Annotated in this window: 22 protein-coding genes; 16 read left to right on the forward strand and 6 right to left on the reverse strand. The window is 62.1% G+C overall.

The window, feature by feature from the left end; translation table 11 throughout:
• Positions 1-70 precede the first annotated feature (70 nt).
• The 3 genes from A9D60_RS22080 (at position 71) to rpsA (ending at position 3,400) form a co-directional block, all read left to right on the forward strand.
• Positions 71-712 (forward strand): NAD(P)H-dependent oxidoreductase, encoded by a 642-nt coding sequence (locus A9D60_RS22080; RefSeq protein WP_065269588.1) that lies wholly within the window; start codon positions 71-73, stop codon positions 710-712.
• A gap of 206 nt (positions 713-918) precedes the next feature.
• Positions 919-1,407, forward strand: a complete 489-nt coding sequence (locus A9D60_RS22085; protein WP_065269589.1) for a hypothetical protein — start codon at positions 919-921, stop codon at positions 1,405-1,407.
• 313 nt (positions 1,408-1,720) lie between these two features.
• The gene (gene rpsA, locus A9D60_RS22090) at positions 1,721-3,400 is read left to right on the forward strand and encodes a 30S ribosomal protein S1 (RefSeq protein ID WP_065269590.1); all 1,680 of its coding nucleotides are present in this window, start codon (positions 1,721-1,723) and stop codon (positions 3,398-3,400) included.
• Positions 3,401-3,497: 97 nt separating this feature from the next.
• Here the strand turns inward: rpsA and A9D60_RS22095 are convergent, their stop codons facing one another.
• A complete protein-coding gene (locus tag A9D60_RS22095; RefSeq protein ID WP_065269591.1) occupies positions 3,498-3,986 on the reverse strand; it encodes a MarR family winged helix-turn-helix transcriptional regulator in 489 nt (162 codons plus the stop codon).
• Positions 3,987-4,087: 101 nt separating this feature from the next.
• On the opposite strand from A9D60_RS22095, the gene A9D60_RS22100 reads away from it, so the two are divergent.
• Together A9D60_RS22100 and A9D60_RS22105 are read left to right on the forward strand one after the other, a co-directional pair.
• A complete protein-coding gene (locus A9D60_RS22100; protein ID WP_065269592.1) occupies positions 4,088-4,456 on the forward strand; it encodes an antibiotic biosynthesis monooxygenase family protein in 369 nt (122 codons plus the stop codon).
• 36 nt (positions 4,457-4,492) lie between these two features.
• Positions 4,493-4,936, forward strand: coding sequence for a hypothetical protein (locus A9D60_RS22105; RefSeq protein ID WP_019298081.1), 444 nt, complete (start codon positions 4,493-4,495; stop codon positions 4,934-4,936).
• Between the two features lie 44 nt (positions 4,937-4,980).
• On the opposite strand, the gene A9D60_RS22110 is transcribed toward A9D60_RS22105, so the two are convergent.
• Together A9D60_RS22110 and A9D60_RS22115 are read right to left on the reverse strand one after the other, a co-directional pair.
• Positions 4,981-5,178, reverse strand: a complete 198-nt coding sequence (locus tag A9D60_RS22110; protein WP_019298082.1) for a hypothetical protein — start codon at positions 5,176-5,178, stop codon at positions 4,981-4,983.
• A 114-nt stretch (positions 5,179-5,292) separates the two neighbouring features.
• A complete protein-coding gene (locus tag A9D60_RS22115) occupies positions 5,293-6,654 on the reverse strand; it encodes an ammonium transporter (protein ID WP_254656770.1) in 1,362 nt (453 codons plus the stop codon).
• 529 nt (positions 6,655-7,183) lie between these two features.
• Between A9D60_RS22115 and ihfB the strand changes: the two genes are divergently transcribed.
• The 4 genes from ihfB to trpB all read left to right on the forward strand — a co-directional run bounded on the left by ihfB (position 7,184) and on the right by trpB (position 10,242).
• Positions 7,184-7,468: an integration host factor subunit beta gene (ihfB, locus tag A9D60_RS22120; protein ID WP_019298084.1), complete on the forward strand. Its 285-nt coding sequence runs from the start codon at positions 7,184-7,186 to the stop codon at positions 7,466-7,468.
• A complete protein-coding gene (locus A9D60_RS22125; protein ID WP_065269594.1) occupies positions 7,468-7,818 on the forward strand; it encodes a lipopolysaccharide assembly protein LapA domain-containing protein in 351 nt (116 codons plus the stop codon). The genes ihfB and A9D60_RS22125 overlap by 1 nt, the downstream gene beginning before the upstream one ends.
• 7 nt (positions 7,819-7,825) lie before the next feature.
• Positions 7,826-8,479 (forward strand): phosphoribosylanthranilate isomerase, encoded by a 654-nt coding sequence (locus tag A9D60_RS22130; protein WP_065269595.1) that lies wholly within the window; start codon positions 7,826-7,828, stop codon positions 8,477-8,479.
• Positions 8,480-8,982: 503 nt separating this feature from the next.
• Positions 8,983-10,242 carry a tryptophan synthase subunit beta gene (gene trpB / locus A9D60_RS22135; RefSeq protein WP_065269596.1) on the forward strand — a complete coding sequence of 420 codons (1,260 nt, stop codon included), beginning with the start codon at positions 8,983-8,985 and terminating at the stop codon, positions 10,240-10,242.
• A gap of 12 nt (positions 10,243-10,254) precedes the next feature.
• Here the strand turns inward: trpB and A9D60_RS26310 are convergent, their stop codons facing one another.
• Complete coding sequence (locus A9D60_RS26310) at positions 10,255-10,470, reverse strand: hypothetical protein (RefSeq protein ID WP_141118018.1); 216 nt, start codon at positions 10,468-10,470, stop codon at positions 10,255-10,257.
• Here A9D60_RS26310 and A9D60_RS22140 point away from each other — a divergent pair.
• Positions 10,469-10,768 carry a hypothetical protein gene (locus tag A9D60_RS22140; protein ID WP_141118019.1) on the forward strand — a complete coding sequence of 100 codons (300 nt, stop codon included), beginning with the start codon at positions 10,469-10,471 and terminating at the stop codon, positions 10,766-10,768. The two genes, A9D60_RS26310 and A9D60_RS22140, sit on opposite strands and share 2 nt — an antisense overlap.
• On the opposite strand, the gene A9D60_RS22145 is transcribed toward A9D60_RS22140, so the two are convergent.
• Both A9D60_RS22145 and ychF read right to left on the reverse strand, forming a co-directional pair.
• Positions 10,747-11,124 carry a DUF2237 family protein gene (locus A9D60_RS22145; protein WP_019297394.1) on the reverse strand — a complete coding sequence of 126 codons (378 nt, stop codon included), beginning with the start codon at positions 11,122-11,124 and terminating at the stop codon, positions 10,747-10,749. The genes A9D60_RS22140 and A9D60_RS22145 overlap by 22 nt on opposite strands.
• 149 nt (positions 11,125-11,273) lie before the next feature.
• Positions 11,274-12,371 (reverse strand): redox-regulated ATPase YchF, encoded by a 1,098-nt coding sequence (gene ychF, locus A9D60_RS22150; protein ID WP_065269598.1) that lies wholly within the window; start codon positions 12,369-12,371, stop codon positions 11,274-11,276.
• Positions 12,372-12,593: 222 nt separating this feature from the next.
• Here ychF and A9D60_RS22155 point away from each other — a divergent pair, with 222 nt between their 5' ends.
• The 6 genes from A9D60_RS22155 to A9D60_RS22180 all read left to right on the forward strand — a co-directional run bounded on the left by A9D60_RS22155 (position 12,594) and on the right by A9D60_RS22180 (position 19,288).
• Entirely contained in the window at positions 12,594-13,091 is a 498-nt protein-coding gene (locus A9D60_RS22155) for an acyloxyacyl hydrolase (protein ID WP_065269709.1), read from the forward strand.
• Between the two features lie 84 nt (positions 13,092-13,175).
• Positions 13,176-13,967, forward strand: coding sequence for a tryptophan synthase subunit alpha (trpA, locus tag A9D60_RS22160; RefSeq protein WP_065269599.1), 792 nt, complete (start codon positions 13,176-13,178; stop codon positions 13,965-13,967).
• Positions 13,968-14,111: 144 nt separating this feature from the next.
• A complete protein-coding gene (locus tag A9D60_RS22165) occupies positions 14,112-15,278 on the forward strand; it encodes an alpha-hydroxy acid oxidase (RefSeq protein WP_065269600.1) in 1,167 nt (388 codons plus the stop codon).
• Between the two features lie 98 nt (positions 15,279-15,376).
• Complete coding sequence (locus A9D60_RS22170) at positions 15,377-17,119, forward strand: di-heme-cytochrome C peroxidase (RefSeq protein WP_065269601.1); 1,743 nt, start codon at positions 15,377-15,379, stop codon at positions 17,117-17,119.
• A 146-nt stretch (positions 17,120-17,265) separates the two neighbouring features.
• The gene (locus A9D60_RS22175) at positions 17,266-17,907 is read left to right on the forward strand and encodes a 50S ribosomal protein L25/general stress protein Ctc (protein ID WP_065269602.1); all 642 of its coding nucleotides are present in this window, start codon (positions 17,266-17,268) and stop codon (positions 17,905-17,907) included.
• A gap of 139 nt (positions 17,908-18,046) precedes the next feature.
• The gene (locus A9D60_RS22180; RefSeq protein WP_065269603.1) at positions 18,047-19,288 is read left to right on the forward strand and encodes an NAD(P)/FAD-dependent oxidoreductase; all 1,242 of its coding nucleotides are present in this window, start codon (positions 18,047-18,049) and stop codon (positions 19,286-19,288) included.
• Positions 19,289-19,334: the final 46 nt, after the last annotated feature.

Here is a 19,334-nt window from a genome sequence, read left to right on the forward strand (position 1 = left end):
GTGCCCTTTCCGGTTCCGCTTATATATCCGGTTACAAATTTATACCACCCTTCCTGAAAGGACCGGAGACATGAGCAAGAGCACCCTGATCGAGAAGCTGAACTGGCGTTATGCCACCAAGAAGATGGACCCCTCCAAGGCCGTCCCGCAGGAGAAGGTCGACCAGATCATCGAGGCGATCCGGATGGCGCCGACCTCTTCTGGCACCCAGCCGTTTGAGGTGTTTGTCATCACCAACCCGGAGATCCGCGCGCAGATCTGTCCGCATGCCTGGGGCCAGGCGCAGATTACCGACGGTTCGCATCTGATCGTCTTTGCCGCCTGGGACAATTATTCTGAGGACCGCATCGACGCCGTCACCCGCCAGATGACCGAAGAGCGGGGCGAGATCCCGATGCTGAACCAGTATTACGAAAATCTCAAAGCGACCTACCTGCCGCGCGAGGAACGCACCAACCACGACCACGCCGCCCGCCAGGCCTATATCGCGCTGGGCTTTGCACTGGCTGCCGCGGCCGAGCTGGAGGTCGACAGCACCCCGATGGAGGGGTTCACGCCGGAGAAAATCGACGAAATCCTGGGCCTCAAGGACAAGGGCCTGCGCTCCGTTCTCTTGCTGCCGCTCGGCTACCGTCAGGAGGACAGCGATTGGCTGCTGCCGATGAAAAAAGTGCGCAAATCCCGTGAAACCATCGTGACAGAGATCGCCTGAGCATTTTCAGCATGATGGCAGCAGGCGGCATTTCCGGCCGCCTGCCTGCACCTCTTTGCAGGGCGAATAAGGCAATCAAATCGAATTGAATCCTTTAATACGCTGATTTCAGGCTACATTAACAGCTGTGTGTTATTTTCTAGGCACGGCTCTTGCCGCTTCCAGGGAGCCGCAGTGTGGTGTGTTTGTGCCGGGGACAGCCAAGCGTGTTTACTTTTGATTTCTCTGCAGGCGAATTGCAGCCGGAACTGAAGCAGGTCTTCTTTCACTGGCGGAACGCTGCTGAAGACGGGCAATTCCCGCGGCTCACCCAATTCGAACTGCCGAATGCCCGCCCGGCACCGAACATCCTGTCCGTCTTTGAAATCGAGCGGACGCAAACCGGTGAACCTGCCGACTTCAAGGCGCTGTATATACGCAACAAGATCATCAACACGCTGAGCCGCAAGTATGTCGGCACCCGGCTGTCCGAGCATCCCGGCTTTGGACCCGGATCGATGATATGGAGTTGTTTCCACGAAGTCGCCTCCAGCTCCCGGCCATTGCTGGCCGCGCTGCCCTATGTCGGCCCGCTGCCGGAATACCGCAGCACCTCCGAGCTTTACATGCCTCTGCTGGGGGAAGGGGTGTCGGTTGACTATGTATTTGTGGGTGTCGTCCTGCTGGAACAGGAATACAGACACAAGGCACCCTGACCTGGACAGCGCAGGGTGCGGCAGGGCAATTTGCAGCGCCGCAGATTGCTCACATGCTTGCAGCAAATCCCTTTGCACCTTGCCATGCAGGGCTTTTCCCTTGCGCGCACCCGGGAATCCGCCTATATCGCGCGCTGTCAGAACATGGGCGGCAAACGTCCGGGCGGCACATCTGAGCAGGGCTGGGGAATACCTCGGCCCTTTGTGTTTGTTTGATCAGATGTGCTCCGGATCACGTACTGGACTGGCTTAACCAAGACCGGCGGAGACAACCGCCCGGCCAGAAACACTAGTAAAGGAAACCTGAGACCTCATGGCTCAAAACGCATCGATGGAGGAATTCGAAGCCCTCCTGAACGAAAGCTTCGAAATGGACACCCCGGACGAAGGTTCGGTTGTCAAAGGCAAAGTGCTGGCGATCGAAGCCGGCCAGGCCATCATCGACGTCGGCTACAAAATGGAAGGCCGCGTTGATCTGAAAGAATTCGCAAACCCCGGCGAAGCGGCTGAAATCGCAGTCGGCGACGAAGTGGAAGTTTTCCTGCGCGCCGCTGAAAACGCCCGTGGCGAAGCTGTCATCTCCCGCGAGATGGCCCGCCGCGAAGAAGCCTGGGACCGCCTGGAAAAAGCCTACGCAGACGATCAGCGCGTCGAAGGCGCGATCTTCGGCCGCGTCAAAGGCGGCTTCACTGTCGACCTGGGCGGCGCTGTTGCCTTCCTGCCCGGCTCGCAGGTTGACGTGCGCCCCGTGCGCGATGCCGGCCCGCTGATGGGTCTGAAGCAGCCGTTCCAGATCCTGAAGATGGACCGCCGCCGCGGCAACATCGTTGTCTCCCGCCGTGCGATCCTCGAAGAGTCCCGCGCCGAACAGCGCGCCGAAGTCATCGGCAACCTGTCCGAAGGCCAGGCAGTGGACGGTGTCGTCAAGAACATCACCGAATACGGTGCGTTTGTTGACCTGGGCGGCGTTGACGGCCTGCTGCACGTCACCGACATGGCATGGCGCCGTGTGAACCACCCCTCCGAGATCCTGTCGATCGGCGAAACCGTCAAGGTTCAGGTCATCAAGATCAACAAAGAGACCCACCGCATCAGCCTCGGCATGAAGCAGCTGCAGGAAGACCCGTGGGATCTGGTTGGCGCCAAGTACCCGCTGTCCTCCGTGCACAAGGGCCGCGTCACCAACATCACCGATTACGGTGCATTTGTTGAGCTGGAGCCGGGCGTCGAAGGCCTGGTTCACGTCTCCGAGATGTCCTGGACCAAGAAAAACGTCCACCCGGGCAAAATCGTCTCCACTTCGCAGGAAGTCGACGTCATGGTTCTGGAAATCGACGGTGCCAAGCGCCGCGTGTCCCTGGGCCTCAAGCAGACCATGCGCAATCCGTGGGAAGTCTTTGCTGAGACCCACCCGGAAGGCACCCAGGTCGAAGGCGAAGTCAAGAACATCACCGAATTCGGTCTGTTCATCGGCCTCGACGGCGACATCGACGGCATGGTTCACCTGTCCGACCTGTCCTGGGACGAGCGTGGCGAAGACGCGATCCAGAACTACCGCAAAGGCGACATGGTTTCGGCCGTTGTCTCCGAAGTGGACGTTGAGAAAGAGCGTATCTCGCTGTCGATCAAAGCCCTGGGCGGCGACAAGTTCGCCGAAGCCGTGGGCGGCGTGAAGCGCGGCTCGATCGTGACCGTGGAAGTGACCGCAATCGAAGACGGCGGCATCGAAGTGGAATACGAAGGCATGAAGTCCTTCATCCGCCGCTCCGACCTGTCCCGCGACCGTGCCGACCAGCGCCCCGAGCGTTTCTCGGTTGGCGACAAGGTCGACGTGCGCGTCACCAACGTCGACTCCAAGACCCGCCGCCTGGGCCTGTCCATCAAGGCGCGCGAGATTGCGGAAGAGAAAGAAGCAGTGGAACAGTATGGCTCCTCGGACTCCGGCGCATCGCTGGGCGACATCCTGGGCGCCGCACTGAAGTCGGGCGACTAATCTCCCCGGCCTCACGGCTTAAAAAACGGAAAGCCCCGCAGATATCTGCGGGGCTTTTTGTTTGGCGAAAGAGCGTTAGTTCTCGGCAGCCACAGCGTCAGCTTGCGCTGCTGCTGTCTTCCTGGGGCAGAGCCGCTTCCTCCAGCCGCGCTTTGAGACGGCCAATAACTTGCTGCGCGGCTGCAATTTCCTCCGGCAGCAGGCCGCTGGCAAGCGCGTTTACCCAGGGGATCTGCTTTGCAATGGCGGCATCGTACAGGTCCTTTCCTTTGGGCGTCATGACGACCAGCTGCGCGCGTTTGTGCTGAGGGTTGGGCTGGAACTCCAGGATCCCTTCGCGCTTGAGCTCATTGACGATCCTTTGAATGCCCTGCCTGTGAACACCCATGGTACGGGCGTGCCAGGCGACAGTTTCCGCCTTTTCCGCATAGGCAATGGCGCCAAGTATCTGCCATCGCGCGCTGGTCAGCCCCAGCCCGGAAACCAGGCGGTCACCAGCAGTCTGCAACCGGCCATTCAGCCGGAACACATCCAGGATCAGCTCCGTTACCGCTTCTCCCGCCTCGCTTCGTTGCACTTCAGGCATGACGCCCCCTGAATTTTTGACAATGTGTTGTCATTGTGGTTTGTGGCTCCCATATGACAACATGACACCAAGTTGAAACGGCATACAAGGAGCACCCTGCGATGGTCAATTTCAAACCTCTGGACCCTGAGTTCCCCATTGATCATCAACTGGCGGTCGAGGCAGGGCCTGTTGTTCTGGTCAATCTTTTCACCGTTGATTCCGCTGAGCAGGACGCATTGGTCGAAGCGTGGAGGAGTGATGCCCTGTGGATGAAGAAACAGCCGGGCTACATCAGCACCCAGCTCCACAAGGCCATCGGCGATGGCAGCATGTATCTGAACTATGCGGTCTGGGATTCCGTGGCTGACTTCCGTGCGGCGTTTTCCAATCCGGAGTTCCAGCAGCAGCTCAGCCACTATCCCTCCAGTGCCGTAACGGCTCCGCATCTGTTCGAAAAGATTGCCGTGCCGAACTGCTGCACGTCCTGACGGCCTGTTCTGCGGATCTACTAATTGGGAAGTAAAATGAAGACGAAGATTCACGCCATTGCAGGCGCCATCGGTTTTCTGATGATCCTGGTGTTCTGGACATCGACGGCCCTAAGTGAATTGTTTGCCGGCCACGAGACGGTCGCGGCGGTCAAAGCATCGATCCTGAAGGGTATGCTCGTCCTTATACCGGCCATGATCATAGTTGGCGGGTCCGGGATGGCGATGGGCCGGCGGCGCAAAGACGCGCCGGCGAGGGCCAAGAAGAAGCGCATGCCGGTTATTGCACTGAATGGTTTGCTGGTTCTCGTCCCTGCCGCTTGGTTTCTGGCCGGGAAAGCTGCTGCCGGCGAATTTGACGGCACGTTTTACGCGGTCCAAACGGTCGAGCTGATCGCCGGCGCCGGAAACCTGTTCATGATGGGCTTGAATTTCCGCGATGGTCTGAAGATGACCGGGCGGCTCCGGCGTTCCCGCTAAGGGCGCCGCGGCACGATCAGGCTGCCGCGGTGCCCCGGATGCCCCTAGTTCGGCCGCACCGCCACCAGCACGACGCCCAGTTCCTCCTCCAGTTCCTGCAGCTTCTTCAGCTTCTCATCAGGCAGGGCAGCGGTGGTCGTCTCAACACCCGCCAGCGCCACCACCGGGCTGCCAATGTCTTTTTCGAGGCTCTTGATCGCGTCCAGTTTGTCAGCCTCAAGCGAGGCAAGCGGGTACAGCATGGTCGTCTCCTCATTGTTGATGGGTTCGACTATAGCCGATTCTTGGCGGTGCCGGCCTGAACGGCACAAAAAAGGCCCCGGCAGCAACCGGGGCCTTTGGCGCTCTGCGCTGGATCAGGCGTGCCGGGCGCTGTCCGCGTGGGTGACAACATCCGGCTCCAGGTCCCAGTTCTTGCCGTCCAGCCCGTCGATCTGGTCGTCCTCGGAGACCCGCAGGCCCACGGTGCGCTCCAGCAGGAAGGACAGGATCAGCGCTGTGACAACCCCGGTGCCGATGCAGACGGCAGTGCCCGCCAGCTGCATCACCAGCGAAATCTCACCGTGCTGGAACGCATAGGCGCCTTCCTCGATGCCGAAATAACCGCCGCGCGGGGTGCCGGCCTTGAACAGGCCCAGCATCACCATGCCCAGGGTGCCGCAGCCCAGGAACAGCGGGAACAGCTTGTGCTCGTCGATGCCGCGCTTCAGCGTGAACTCATAGACGGCATAGGCCGCAAAAGGCGCCACCAGGCCGACAATGAAGGCCTGCCAGGGCAGGTAGACATCAAAACCGGATGCGCCTGCAACGTAACCTGCGAGCGGCCCCAGCAGGGTATAGGCGTATTTGCCGGTGGAATAGGCGATCAGCAGCCCGGTGATGGCGCCGCCGGCCCAGACCATGGCGTAGTTGTTGATGGCGATGCCGACGCTGGTGTCGGCCATGGTGACGCTGACGGCCAGCGCTTCGGGATCAAAGAAGAACAGGCAGGACAGGATCACCATTGGCAGGCCTGCAAAGATCAGCAGGAGGCCCGGCGCGCACAGCCCGATGCTGGGGGCCAGATAGGCCGAGATCCGCGGGTGCGGCGCCATCATGCCGGGGCGCGCGCCCAGTTTCGGGGTGAACACCAGCGCCATGCCGGCCGGGAACAGATAGACAAAACCAACGCCGAAGAAGTCATGGAAGCCCGCATTGGTCAGCGGCCCGACCGAGCCCCAGGTTGCCCAGCTGAGGGCGGAGGACACTACCGTGGCCACGATGCAGGTGATGAAATAGGCCGAGGCCTTCATCCGCTCTGACACCGCGAAATGCAGCAGGATGTTGATGATGCCGGCAAACACCGCCAGGAAGAAGACAAAGATCTGGAAGGTGTTCAACCCCGGGAACGTCGCCGGGTCGGTGTGATGCGCCAGCGCATTGGTCATGGCGCCGCCCAGCCACCAGTCCTTGATGGAATCCATCATGGTAGCGCCTTCCATGATGTAATACTGCCCGGCCCACAGGCCGAAACCGATGACGTAATAGGTGGCAAAGCCGAGGAAGAACCCCAGCGTCTTTTCAATGGTCGAGTTGAACAGGTTCCTGCGCCGCGCGGTGCCCGCGTCGATCAGCAGCAGGCCGACAACGACCAGGATGGCCCCGACGATGCCCGATGCATAAAGGATGTTCTGCACCAGGGAATTCAGGGTGACTTGCTGTACATGTATCGTGCTCATGTCCAATGGCATTTCCAGTTCTCTCCAAGTTGGTTTGCCGTCCTGCCGGTTGTTTCCACCAGCTTTGACAGGCCGGCGCCCGTTGCCGCCAAAGGGCGGACGCGCCGGTTAGATTGGACCAGATCCGCTCAGTTGTTCTGACGCGCCTGGTCAGGAAAGCATGGGCGATGCCGGGCGCTTTACAATGAAAAATTTTACCTGCCGGAAATATAGTTTCATATGCGGCATGCGAGGCGGGCAGATGCCGCATCCCGCGCGGCGTAACAGGGAGCGTGCCGGTTTCAGCGCATGACTGGCGCCAGCCTGCGCTGACCCGAATCAAACCCGGCTTGACCTTCCACGGCAGTGCCGATGCCGCGCTGCGGCGGCGCTTTGCTGCCCGCGATTGGGGCCTTGCGGCCTCAAAAGGTGGAAAAGAGCCGCCGATTTGCCCGTCAAACCTGCGGCATTTTGTTCCCCCGCGCTCGGATTTTTCCTATACTCTCAGAATAATAGCCAAAACATACCGGCACCTGGGAGGAAATAGAACATGATCCGCTCTGAGTTGATTCAGAAGATTGCAGACGAAAACCCGCACCTGTATCAGCGGGATGTAGAGAGGATCGTGAACACGGTGTTCGAGGAAGTGACCGATGCCATGGCCCGCGGCGACCGGGTCGAACTGCGCGGCTTCGGGGCCTTTTCGGTCAAGAAGCGGGACGCGCGCACCGGCCGCAATCCCCGCACCGGCGAGACGGTCGAAGTCGAAGAGAAACATGTGCCGTTCTTCAAGACGGGTAAACTCTTGAGGGACCGCCTGAACGGGAAAGCCTGATGCGTTACATTCGCTACGCGGTTCTTGGGGCGCTGGCCATCGTGCTGGTGTCCGTCTGTCTGGCCAACAGCACGGTGGTTGAGCTGAAACTGATGCCTTCGGCCTTTGCCGAACTGGCGGGTTTCAACTACTGCATCGCGCTGCCGCTGTTTGTGGTGGTGCTGGGCGGTGTGGGCGCCGGGCTGGTGATCGGCTTCCTGTGGGAATGGATGCGTGAGCACAAGCACCGCAGCGAAGCAGCCCAGAAGGCCCGCGAGGCGCGCAAGCTGAACCGCGAAGTGACCCGGCTCAAGAAACAGAAGAACGAAGGCAAGGACGAGGTCCTGGCGCTTCTCGAAGACGCAAGCTGAGCCTGCCATGAGCGACATCCGGGTCAAGATCTGCGGGCTCAGCACCCCGCAGGATGTGGCAGCCGTTGCCGCGGCAGGGGCTGCCTATGCGGGGTTTGTGTTCTTCCCGAAATCGCCGCGCAACGTCTCCATCGCCCAGGCCGCTGCGCTGGCTATCGAGGCGCCGATTGGCCTGTGCAAGGTGGCGCTGACGGTGAACGCCTCTGATGATGAACTGGATGCCATCACAGGTGCGGTGCCGCTCGACATGCTGCAGCTCCATGGCAAGGAAACCCCGGAACGGGTTGCAGAGGTGCGCGCCCGCTACGGGCTGCCGGTGATGAAGGCGGTGGGCATCGCGGATGCCGCCGATATTCCCCAGATCGCGCATTATGAACAGGTGGCCGACCAGCTGCTGATCGACGCCAAGCCGCCGAAGGAGGCAGAGCTGCCCGGCGGCAACGGCCTCGCCTTTGACTGGCGGCTGCTGGCGGGGCGCAAATACTGGCAGAAACCCTGGATGCTGGCCGGCGGGTTGACGCCGGAAAACGTGGCGGAGGCCATCCGCATGACCGGAGCGCGCCAGGTTGATGTGTCTTCCGGCGTCGAAAGCGCGCCGGGCGAAAAGGATGCGGGCCTGGTCGACGCCTTCACGAAGGCCGCCCACGGCGCCCGCGGCTGACAGCTCGCACCGCCGCCCCCTTCAGCCTGGCTTGCACAGTGCGGGATTTGAGTATTTGGACAAAGAAGAAGCGGCATCCTGTTTCTTCTTCTTTGCATAAATACTCATTGCGCAGCTGCTGCTCCAAGGCGCACCGGCCGGGGTGTTGCGCACCCTGCGCACGCTGGCCTCACCTGATCTTAAACTGCATATGCCATGCTCTCCCCTGATCGCGGTCATTGCCGGGCCTGACACCCCTGGCACCCAGGAACAGGGCCCTTTGGCAAGGGCGCGCAGAGACAACGTTCAGCGTGCGGGAGGAACCTCCCGTCCCGCCTCCGCCCCTTGGCGGCGCCGCCATCCTTATCCTTCCCGCCTTTTGGACAGGCAGCACATCGCAAACAGCAGAAGCACACTGGCAGGGCAGGGGCCTTGGCCGGGCGCAGCTGGTTGCGCAATCTCCCTTTACCAAGCCGCTGCCGCGCTATAGTCATGGCGGGCGCTGCGAAAGTGAGGGAAGTACCATGGCCGACGATCTTTTCAACAGCTTCATGAACGGTCCGGATGAACAGGGCCGCTTTGGCATCTTTGGCGGGCGTTTCGTCTCCGAAACCCTGATGCCGCTGATCCTGAGCCTTGAGGAAGAATACAACAAAGCCAAGGATGATCCCTCCTTCTGGGCCGAGATGGAGGACCTGTGGAAACACTACGTCGGCCGTCCCAGCCCGCTCTATCACGCTGAGCGACTGACAGAGGAACTGGGCGGCGCCAAGATCTACATGAAGCGCGACGAGCTGAACCACACCGGCGCGCATAAGGTGAACAACGTGCTGGGCCAGATCCTGCTGGCGCGCCGCATGGGCAAGACCCGCATCATCGCCGAAACCGGTGCGGGCCAGCACGGCGTCGCAACTGCCACCGTCTGCGCCAAGTTCGGGCTCAAATGCATTGTCTACATGGGCGCCCATGACGTTAAACGCCAGGCGCCGAACGTGTTCCGTATGCGCCTGCTGGGCGCCGAGGTTGTGCCGGTCACTTCCGGCCGCGGCACCCTGAAAGATGCGATGAACGACGCCCTGCGCGACTGGGTGACCAACGTGCGCGACACCTTCTATTGCATCGGCACAGCGGCCGGCCCGCACCCTTATCCGGCGATGGTGCGCGACTTCCAGTCGGTCATCGGCAAGGAAGTCCGCTGGCAGCTGGCCGAGCAGGAAGGCGAAGGCCGCCTGCCGGACACTGTGATTGCCGCAATCGGCGGCGGCTCGAATGCCATCGGGTTGTTCTACCCGTTCCTGGACGATGCTTCGGTGAACATCATCGGCGTTGAGGCCGGCGGCAAAGGCGTGGATGACCGGATGCAGCACTGCGCGTCCCTGACCGGCGGCCGCCCCGGCGTGCTGCATGGCAATCGTACCTACCTGTTGCAAGACGAGGACGGCCAGATCCAGGAGGGCTTCTCGATCTCTGCCGGTCTCGACTATCCAGGCATCGGGCCGGAGCATTCCTGGCTGCATGAAACCGGGCGCGCGCAATATGTCTCGATCACCGACAAGGAAGCGCTGGAAGCCTTCCAGGTCAGCTGCCGCACCGAGGGCATCATCCCGGCGCTGGAGCCCAGCCACGCGCTGGCCCATGTGATGAAGATCGCGCCGGAGCTGCCCAAGGACCACATCATCGTGATGAACATGTGCGGCCGCGGCGACAAGGACGTGTTTACCGTCGCCAAGCATCTGGGCTTTGACATGTCCGACACCGAAGAAGGCCGCACCTTCGAGGAGTGACCGCCCGCCCGGTCATGTTTCAGGTTTTTGCAACGGCATCCCGGCGCGGGGTGCCGTTTTTTGATTTTGGCGGAGGAACTTGCGCCAATCGCCCGGCGTCACGGCATAAACCAGCGGTATATGGGCGGTTTCCGGGTGCTGAGGTTTGGAATTAAACCTGCGGGCGATGGTGCCGCATGCGCCGGCATGGCTTCTGGCTTTCAACAGCCACAAGTCCGGTACTCGCATGACCCTGCAACTTCCCTGCCTCAAATCAGCCTTTGATCCCGCCTCCGGCGAGGCCGGGGCATTGCCTCAGCAGATCCGGGCACAGCTGGCCGGGCAGGGCTATGGAAGCATCGCGTTTGAGCAGGACGGGCAGGACCTGCTGGTTACTGCCCGAACGGGCTGCCTGGTGCTGGCCGCGGTTTATGACCTCTCCACTGGCGCCTTGATGGCACAGGACATTTGGCATCAGAACGATGAAGCGGCACTGGAGGTTCTGTCCGTGGCGGGCGAGGGGGCTCAGGCCGGGTCGGCGGCGTAGCTTTGCAGCACGCTCAGCGGCACGATGTCCAGCGCCCTGACATGGGTGGCTTCCAAAATAACCTTGGGCGCGCAGCCTTCATCGGCGGCCTGCAGGAAGCGGGCGGCGCAGAGGCACCAGCGGTCGCCGGGCTGCAGGCCGGTAAAGCTGAACTCGGGCCGCGGCGTCGACAGGTCGTTGCCGACATATTTGGAAAACGCCAGGAACTCTGCTGTGGTGACCACGCAAACAGTGTGGCTGCCCTGATCCTCGGCGCAGGTGTTGCAATGGCCGTCGCGGAAAAAGCCGGTCACCGGCCCGTTAGAGCAAAGCGCAAGCGGGCCGCCCAAAACATTGATGCTGTCGTCTTTGTCCATCGAAGACCTGCCCTTGATGCGTGCCCCAGTAAGTGTAGTGCGATTACACCCGTCGTCCCGGTATTTCCGGCGGCAGGGGCAGGGCTGTCAAACACAAACCGCCCGCCAGCGGGGCTGACGGGCGGCTGCAAATCTCACCGGAATGCAGATCAGGTGTTGAACAGGAAGTGCAGCACGTCGCCGTCCTTGACGACATAGCTCTTGCCTTCGGCCCGCATCTTGCCGGCTTCCTTGGCACCCTGTTCGCCGCCCTGGGCGATGAAGTCCTCATAGGCGATGGTTTCGGCCCGGATGAAGCCTTTCTCGAAATCGCCGTGGATGACGCCCGCGGCCTGCGGTGCGGCGGTTCCGGTGCGGATGGTCCAGGCACGTGCTTCCTTGGGGCCGACGGTGAAGTATGTTTCCAGGTGAAGCAGTTCGTAGCCGGCGCGGATCAGGCGGTCGAGCCCGGCCTCTTCCAGCCCCATTTCCTCCAGGAACATCTGCGCTTCTTCAGCTTCCAGCTGGCTGATTTCTTCCTCGATCTGGGCGGAGATGATCACATGGCTGTTGCCCTGCGCCGCGGCCATTTCCGCAACCTTGGCGGAATGTTCGTTGCCTTCAACCGACTCCGACTCGCCCACGTTGCAGACGTACAGGACCGGCTTGGTGGTCAGAAGCTGCAGCATCTTCCAGGCCTTGGCGTCCTCAGCGTCGATCTCAACCAGGCGGGCGGGCTTGCCGTCTTCCAGCATCGCCTGAGCGGCGGCCAGCAGGCGGTCCTGCTGCTGGGCTTCCTTGTCGTTGCCCTTCAGCTTGCGCACCAGGTTGGCGCGGCGCTTCTCAATGCTTTCGAGGTCGGCCAGCATCAGCTCGGTCTCGATCACCTCGGCGTCCGTGACCGGGTCGACACGGCCGTCCACATGGGTCACGTCGCCGTCTTCAAAGCAGCGCAGAACATGGGCAATTGCATCAGTTTCGCGGATGTTGGCCAGGAACTGGTTGCCCAGGCCTTCGCCCTTGGAGGCGCCTTTGACTAGGCCCGCGATATCGACAAAGGTCATCCGGGTCGGGATGATCTGCTTGGAGCCGGCAATCGCCGCCAGCTTGTCCAGCCGTGCGTCCGGCACGCCGACCTCACCCACGTTGGGTTCGATGGTGCAGAACGGAAAATTGGCCGCCTGCGCCGAGGCGGTTTTGGTCAGCGCGTTGAACAGCGTCGATTTACCCACGTTGGGCAGGCCGACGATTCCCATTTTAAAGCCCATTGCGGCCTCCTGATGCCATTTGGGAGCTGCTTCTAGGCAGCATTGCACGCCCGCGCAAGCCAAGTCTGTCTGGCAGAACTGCCACAGTTGCGAACTGTGTGCCGGTTCACAGACAGTATGCACACTGATTTTCCATAAGGCCCTTGGCAAATGTTTAGGGAGTTTTAGAACACTCCTGAAAAAAGCTTGGCCAAAAGTCATTATTTTTCCGAGGGGCTGGAAATGAAAAAGACAACTCTGCTGGCGGCTGCGGTTTCGGCAGCCATGGCGGCGCCTGCAGCAGCGCAGGAAGTGACACTGGGGCTGGGGTATTCCGACTACCACCGGGAGACGGCGGAAAACGGTGCCCTGTTCGCTGCCGAATACCTGCACACGCCGTTTTATGAAAAAGGGCGGCTGTCGGCACGCTTTGGCGGCACCCTGCAGGTGGTGGAGACCGGCGACGTTTTTGCCGGTATCGGCATCAGCGGCCTGATCGACCTGAACAACGACTGGTTCATTGAAACCAGCGTGATGCCCGGCGCCTACCATGAAAGCTCGCCGGAAAACGATCTGGGGTCAGCCTTCGAGATCCGCAGCCTGCTGGCAGTGGGCAAGCGGTTCCAAAACGGCAAGGCGGTGTCGCTGGCCATCAGCCACAAATCCAACGCCTCCACCGCGGATGAAAACCCGGGCGTGAACTCGCTGACGCTGCGCTGGCATATTCCGCTGGGCAGCTGAGCCGGGCCGCCGGACCTCGCGCGGGATTGATTTCCCGCGCAACATTCGGCACACCGGGGCGGACAGATTTCAAAAGGCCCGCCCATGACCCGTATCGATGCCAAATTCGCCGAACTGAATGCCGCCGGCAAGAAAGCCTTTGTCACCTATGTGATGGCGGGCGACCCCGATTATGACTCCTCTCTGGAGGTGGTGAAGGGGCTGCCGGGCGCCGGTGTCGACATCATCGAGCTGGGCCTGCCGTTCACCGATCCGATGGCTGACGGCCCGACCATCCAGCTGGCGGGCCAGCGTGCGCTTGACGGCGGCATGACCCTGGAAAAGACGCTGCAGCTGGCCGCCGACTTCCGCAAGGGCGACGACACCACTCCGATCGTGCTGATGGGCTATTACAACCCGATCTACAGCCGCGGCGTAGACAAGTTCCTGGAAGACGCCAAGGCCGCCGGCATCGACGGGCTGATCGTGGTGGACCTGCCGCCCGAAGAGGATGACGAACTGTGCATCCCGGCACAGAAGGCGGGGCTGAACTTCATCCGCCTGGCGACCCCCACCACCGACGATGCGCGCCTGCCCAAGGTGCTGCAGAACACCTCCGGCTTTGTCTATTATGTCTCGATCACCGGCATCACCGGCGCGGCAGAAGCCGAGGCAGGCGATGTGGGTCCCGAGGTTGCCCGCATCAAGGCGGCGACTGATCTGCCCATCATCGTGGGTTTTGGCATCAATACGCCGGAAAAGGCGCAGAACATCGCGTCTATTTCGGACGGCGCGGTGGTGGGCAGCGCCATCGTCAGCCAGATCGGCGCGGGCAAATCCCCGTCAGAGGTGCTGGCCTTTGTGAAATCGCTGGCGGACGGTGCGCATAAGGGGTGACGCCCTTACTTACACAGTCGGGATTGAAAAACCGCGCCTTTGGGCGCGGTTTTTGCGTTTCCAGGGGTGTGGCAAACGGGGCGTTGCTTTTGCTGGTTTGAATTGGTAAAGAAATTTTACCAAATGAGATCGGGAGAGAAACCAGTGCCGGTGATCACCAATATCAACGACCTGAAGCGCATCTATGAACGCCGTGTGCCGCGGATGTTCTTTGACTATGCCGAGAGCGGCAGCTGGACCGAGCAGACCTTTCGCGAGAACTCGTCGGATTTCGAGCAGATCCGCCTGCGCCAGCGGGTGGCGGTGGACATGACGGGGCGCACAACGGCCAGCCAGATGATCGGTCAGGACGTGGCGATGCCGGTGGCGCTGGCGCCGGTGGGGCTGACGGGCATGCAGCACGCTGACGGAGAGATCAAGGCGGCCCGCGCGGCAGAGGAATTCGGCGTGCCCTTCACCCTGTCCACCATGTCGATCAACTCGATCGAGGAAGTGGCGGAGGCGGCTTCCAAGCCGTTCTGGTTCCAGCTCTATACGATGAAGGATGAGGACTACATCCGCCGGCTGATCCAACGTGCCAAGGATGCCAAGTGCTCGGCACTGGTGATCACGCTGGACCTGCAGATCCTCGGTCAGCGCCACAAGGATCTGAAGAACGGGTTGTCCGCCCCGCCGAAACTGACACCGGCCACCATTGCCAATCTGATGACCAAATGGACCTGGGGCCTGCAGATGCTGGGCGCCAAGCGGCGCAACTTCGGCAACATCGTCGGCCACGTGCACGGCGTATCCGACACCTCGCAGCTGGGCGCCTGGACGGCGGAACAGTTCGACCCGGCGCTTGACTGGGGCAAGGTCGAAAAGCTGATAGAGATGTGGGGCGGCAAGGTGATTCTGAAGGGAATCCTGGACGCCGAGGATGCCAGGATGGCCGCCAAGCTGGGCGCTGATGCCATCGTGGTGTCGAACCACGGCGGGCGGCAGCTGGACGGGGCGCTGAGTTCAATCCGGATGCTGCCGGAGATCATGGACGCCGTGGGCAATGACGTCGAAGTGCATCTCGACAGCGGCATCCGCTCCGGCCAGGACGTGCTGAAGGCGCTGGCGCTGGGGGCCAAGGGCACAATGATCGGGCGCGCTTTTGTCTATGGCCTGGGCGCCATGGGACAGAAGGGCGTGACTGCAGCGCTGGAAGTGATCCAGAAGGAACTGGACACTACCATGGCACTGTGCGGCGAACGCTCAGTCGAGGCGCTGGGGCGCCACAATCTGCTGATCCCGGAGGATTTCGGCGGCCGCTGGCAAGCGTGAAGCCAGCGCAATAACGACAATCGAGCGGAGTTTTTGCTGTCCAAGCCTCCCGTATGCGCGCAACCTTGAGTTGTTTGATTTGGCATCGGGAGGTTTTGATGCGGACGTTTTTAGCAACCTGCGCAATTGGTGCGGCAGCGATGGCGGCACCAGCGGCGGCACAGACGGTTTATGTCAATCAGGGCAGCGACTGGACACCCGGCCTGCGCCAGCAGTTCTATACCCAGGACCAGGGCGCACGGATCATGCCGATTTCCTGGATGCGGGCGCTGACCCTGCCGGATGGCGAGGCTTTCCTGCATGATGCGCTGGCCCGCTATGGCTATCTGCCGCTGGCAGGGCGGCAGGAGGCAGACCTGCCCGCAGGCTTCACCACCAACGGCAGCGGTGCGGATATGGCGGTGGGGATGACCTGTTCCGCCTGCCACACCCGCCAGATCGAGGTCAGCGGCACCGCCTATAGGATCGACGGCGGCCCCGGCATTGTCGATTTCCAAAGCTTCCTGAAGGATCTGGACGACGCGGTTCTGGCGGTTCTGGCGGATGAGGACGCCTTTGATGCCTTTGCGGACAAGGTGCTGGGCAGCAGCGCTTCGGTGTCTGAACGCAGCGCGCTTAAGACGGAGGTCGAGGTCTGGAGCAACCGCTTCCACACTCTGATCGACCGTTCGCTGCCGGACCCGGCATGGGGGCCAGCGCGGCTGGACGCGGTGTCGATGATCTTCAACCGCCTGTCGGGGCTGGATATCGGCGAAGCCTCCGATGATTACCTGATTCCGGAAAACATCGCCGTGGCCGATGCCCCCACCCGCTATCCGTTCCTGTGGAACGCGGCGCGGCAGGACTTCACCCAATGGCCGGGGTTCTCGGCCAATGGCAATGACCTGCTGGGCCTGTCGCGCAATCTGGGCGAGGTTTATGGCGTCTTTGCCGACTTCCGACCGCAGCCGCAGTCCGGGCTGCTGTTCAACCGCGACTACATCTCGCAGAATTCCGCGAATTGGAACGGGCTGAAGGAACTGGAGGAATGGATCTGGGACATTGGCGCGCCGCAATGGCCCTGGGCTCTGGATCACGATCTGGCGACGCAGGGTGAGGCGGTTTTCAACCGCACCGCGGCAGAGGGCGGCTGTGTGTCCTGCCACGGCAAGAAGAAGGGCAAATTCCGCTCGATCTTCCACACCACATGGGAAACACCGATCCTGGATGCGGGCACTGACACGCGGGAATGCGGGGTGCTGACCCGGATGGTGAAGACCGGCGTGCTGGACGGCGCGTCGATCCCGCTGACCGGCACTACTTTGGGTGCTGAGGCCAAGGCGTTCGACGTGCTGGCAGTGTCGGTCGTCGGCGCCATCGTGCAGCATTCGCTGGGCGCCTTTGGCGAGGATTTCGTCAAGACCGCCAGGGCCGCCGAGGCAACGCCGGGCAACGCCGACGACCGCCAGGCGCTGTCGCAGTTCGAGGACCTGCGCAAGGCCTTTCCGACGGGCGACAACGCAGGGATGCTGAAGTCCGCGGCGGAGCCGGGCTGCAAATACGAGGCGCGGGTGCTGGACGGGATCTGGGCCGCTGCGCCCTACCTGCACAACGGATCGGTGCCGACGCTGCGCGATCTGCTGACTGCGCCTGAAGACCGGCCTGCATCGTTCAAACCCGGCCCGAACTACGATATCGAGGCGGTGGGCATGGCAGCGGAGCAGACCGCCTTTGACCATGTGATCGAGACCACGGGCTGCGATCAGCTTGATTCGGGCAACAGCCGCTGCGGCCACGACTACGGCACCGGCCTGCCTGAGGCGGACAAAAAGGCGCTGCTGGAGTACCTGAAGTCGATCTAAGTCCGGAAAATGCTGCCGCAGCCCTGCCTGCAAGGGCTGCGGCGGCACGAAACCCCTTTCCAAACTGGCTGAACGGGTCTATAGGCACGGCTTCACGCGGGGTGACAGCCTTGGAGGCACCCCGGCAGACATATTGGAGAATTAAGATGGCAAAAGAGATTCCTGATCTCGTAGCCCAGGAACGTGCGGGGACGGGCAAGGGCGCCGCTCGCGCTGCGCGCCGCGCAGGCATGGTTCCGGGTGTGGTTTATGGCGGCGACGTGGATCCGGTTGCGATCCAGATCCCGTTCAACGAACTGCTGAAAAAGCTGAAAGCCGGCCAGTTCAAGTCCACCCTGTGGAACCTGAAAGTGGAAGGCCACGACGACGTGCGCGTGATCTGCCGCGACGTTCAGCGCGATGTGGTGAAGGACCTGCCGACCCACCTCGACCTGATGCGCCTGCGCCGCACTTCGAAGATCAACCTGTTCATCCCGGTTGAGTTCATCAACGAAGACCAGGCTCCCGGCATCAAGAAGGGCGGCATGCTGAACGTGACCCGTCCCGAGGTTGAGCTGGTTGTGACCGCCGGCGATATCCCCGAGAAGCTGGTTGTCGACATGGCTGGCCTGAACATCGGCGACGTTGTCACCATCTCGTCGATCGAGCTGCCGAACGGCACCAAGCCGACCATCGACCGTGACTTCGTGATTGCAAACATCGCGTCGCCCGGCGGCCTGTCCTCCTCCGATGACGAAGAAGGTGAAGGCGAAGAAGGCGAAGCAGTGGAAGCAGCTGCTGAAGAATAAGACCCGTGCCCCTTGGGCAACGGTTTCACGGGCTCCCAATCGGGGGCCCGTTTTCTTTTGCGCGGCAGGCCGTGTTCCGGTGATTGACTTTTGCCCGCGCCGCTGTCCCATTTCCGCCTGAGGATCGGGAGGAACGGGCATGGCGGATTACGATATTGCCGTCGCAGGCGCTGGGGCCGTGGGGATGAGCTGCGCACTGTGGGCACAGATGCGCGGCCACAGGGTGCTGCTGATCGACCCGGAGGATCCGGGATCGGGCACCAGTTACGGCAATGCCTGCACGCTGGCGACCTATGCCTGCCTGCCGGTGAATGACCCCTCGGTGCTGACTTCGCTGCCCGGCCTGATGTTCTCCAAGGACAGCCCGTTGTCGCTGTCCTATGCCCATGCGCTGCGCAATCCGGGCTGGATGCTGTCTTTTCTTGCTAACTGCCGCCCCGGCCCGTCAAAGCGGATTTCGGGCCATCTGGCGGATCTGCTGTCGCACGCCGATGCCGGGATCAATCCGCTGATCGAGGCCGCGGGCGCAGAAGATCTGGTGGTAGAGCGCGGCCAGCTTTCGGTCTGGTCAACGGAGAGTGCGGCCAAGGCCGCAAGCAACGGGCTGGAGCGCCGCCGCGCCTTGGGGGTTCCATGGCGGGAGGTGGGTCCGGAAGAAGCGCTGGAGATGGAGCCGGGGCTGCGTCTGCCGGTCAAGCGCGCAGTGCATTTCCATGCTGCCCGCAGCCTGCGTGACCCGCTGGAGTTCATCACCCGGATGCACCGGGCCTTCACAGAGCTGGGCGGCACCACCCTGCGCGCCGGGGCTGAAGCGGTCAGGGCTTCGGACACGGGTGTGGAAGTGCAGGCCGGCGGCCAGAGCCTCACCGCGGGCCATGCTGTGATAGCCAGCGGCGCGTTTTCCAAGCGGATCGCGGGGGCAGGCACGCGGAAGCTGCCCTTGGGCACAGAGCGCGGCTATCATGTGATGTTTGATGGCGAGGCGCATAGGGTGACTCGGCCCGTGGGCTGGGGCGAGGCCGGGTTTTATGCTGTTCCCCATGCACAAGGCCTGCGGCTGACCGGCACGGTGGAGATCGCGGCGCTGGATGCGCCCATGAACAAGCGCCGGCTGGCCTATATTGCCCGCAAGGGCGCGGAGATGCTGGGTCAGCTGCCCGCGCCCAGCAGCGAGTGGCTGGGATGCCGCCCGACAATGCCGGATTCGCTGCCGGTCATTGGCCGCAGCCCGCAGTCGGACCGGGTGCTGTACGCCTTTGGCCACCAGCACATCGGGCTGACCCTGGGCGGCATTACCGGGCGGTTGATCACCGATCTGGCGGAAGGCCGCCAGCCGAATGTCGATCTGGCGCCTTTTGCGGCAGACCGCAGGTTCGCCTGACGCCGCGCGGCTCTGGATTCCGCAGCCCAAATAGGGCATCACTCGG

The organism is Leisingera sp. JC1 (assembly GCF_001679925.1).
Taxonomy (GTDB): Bacteria; Pseudomonadota; Alphaproteobacteria; order Rhodobacterales; family Rhodobacteraceae; genus Leisingera.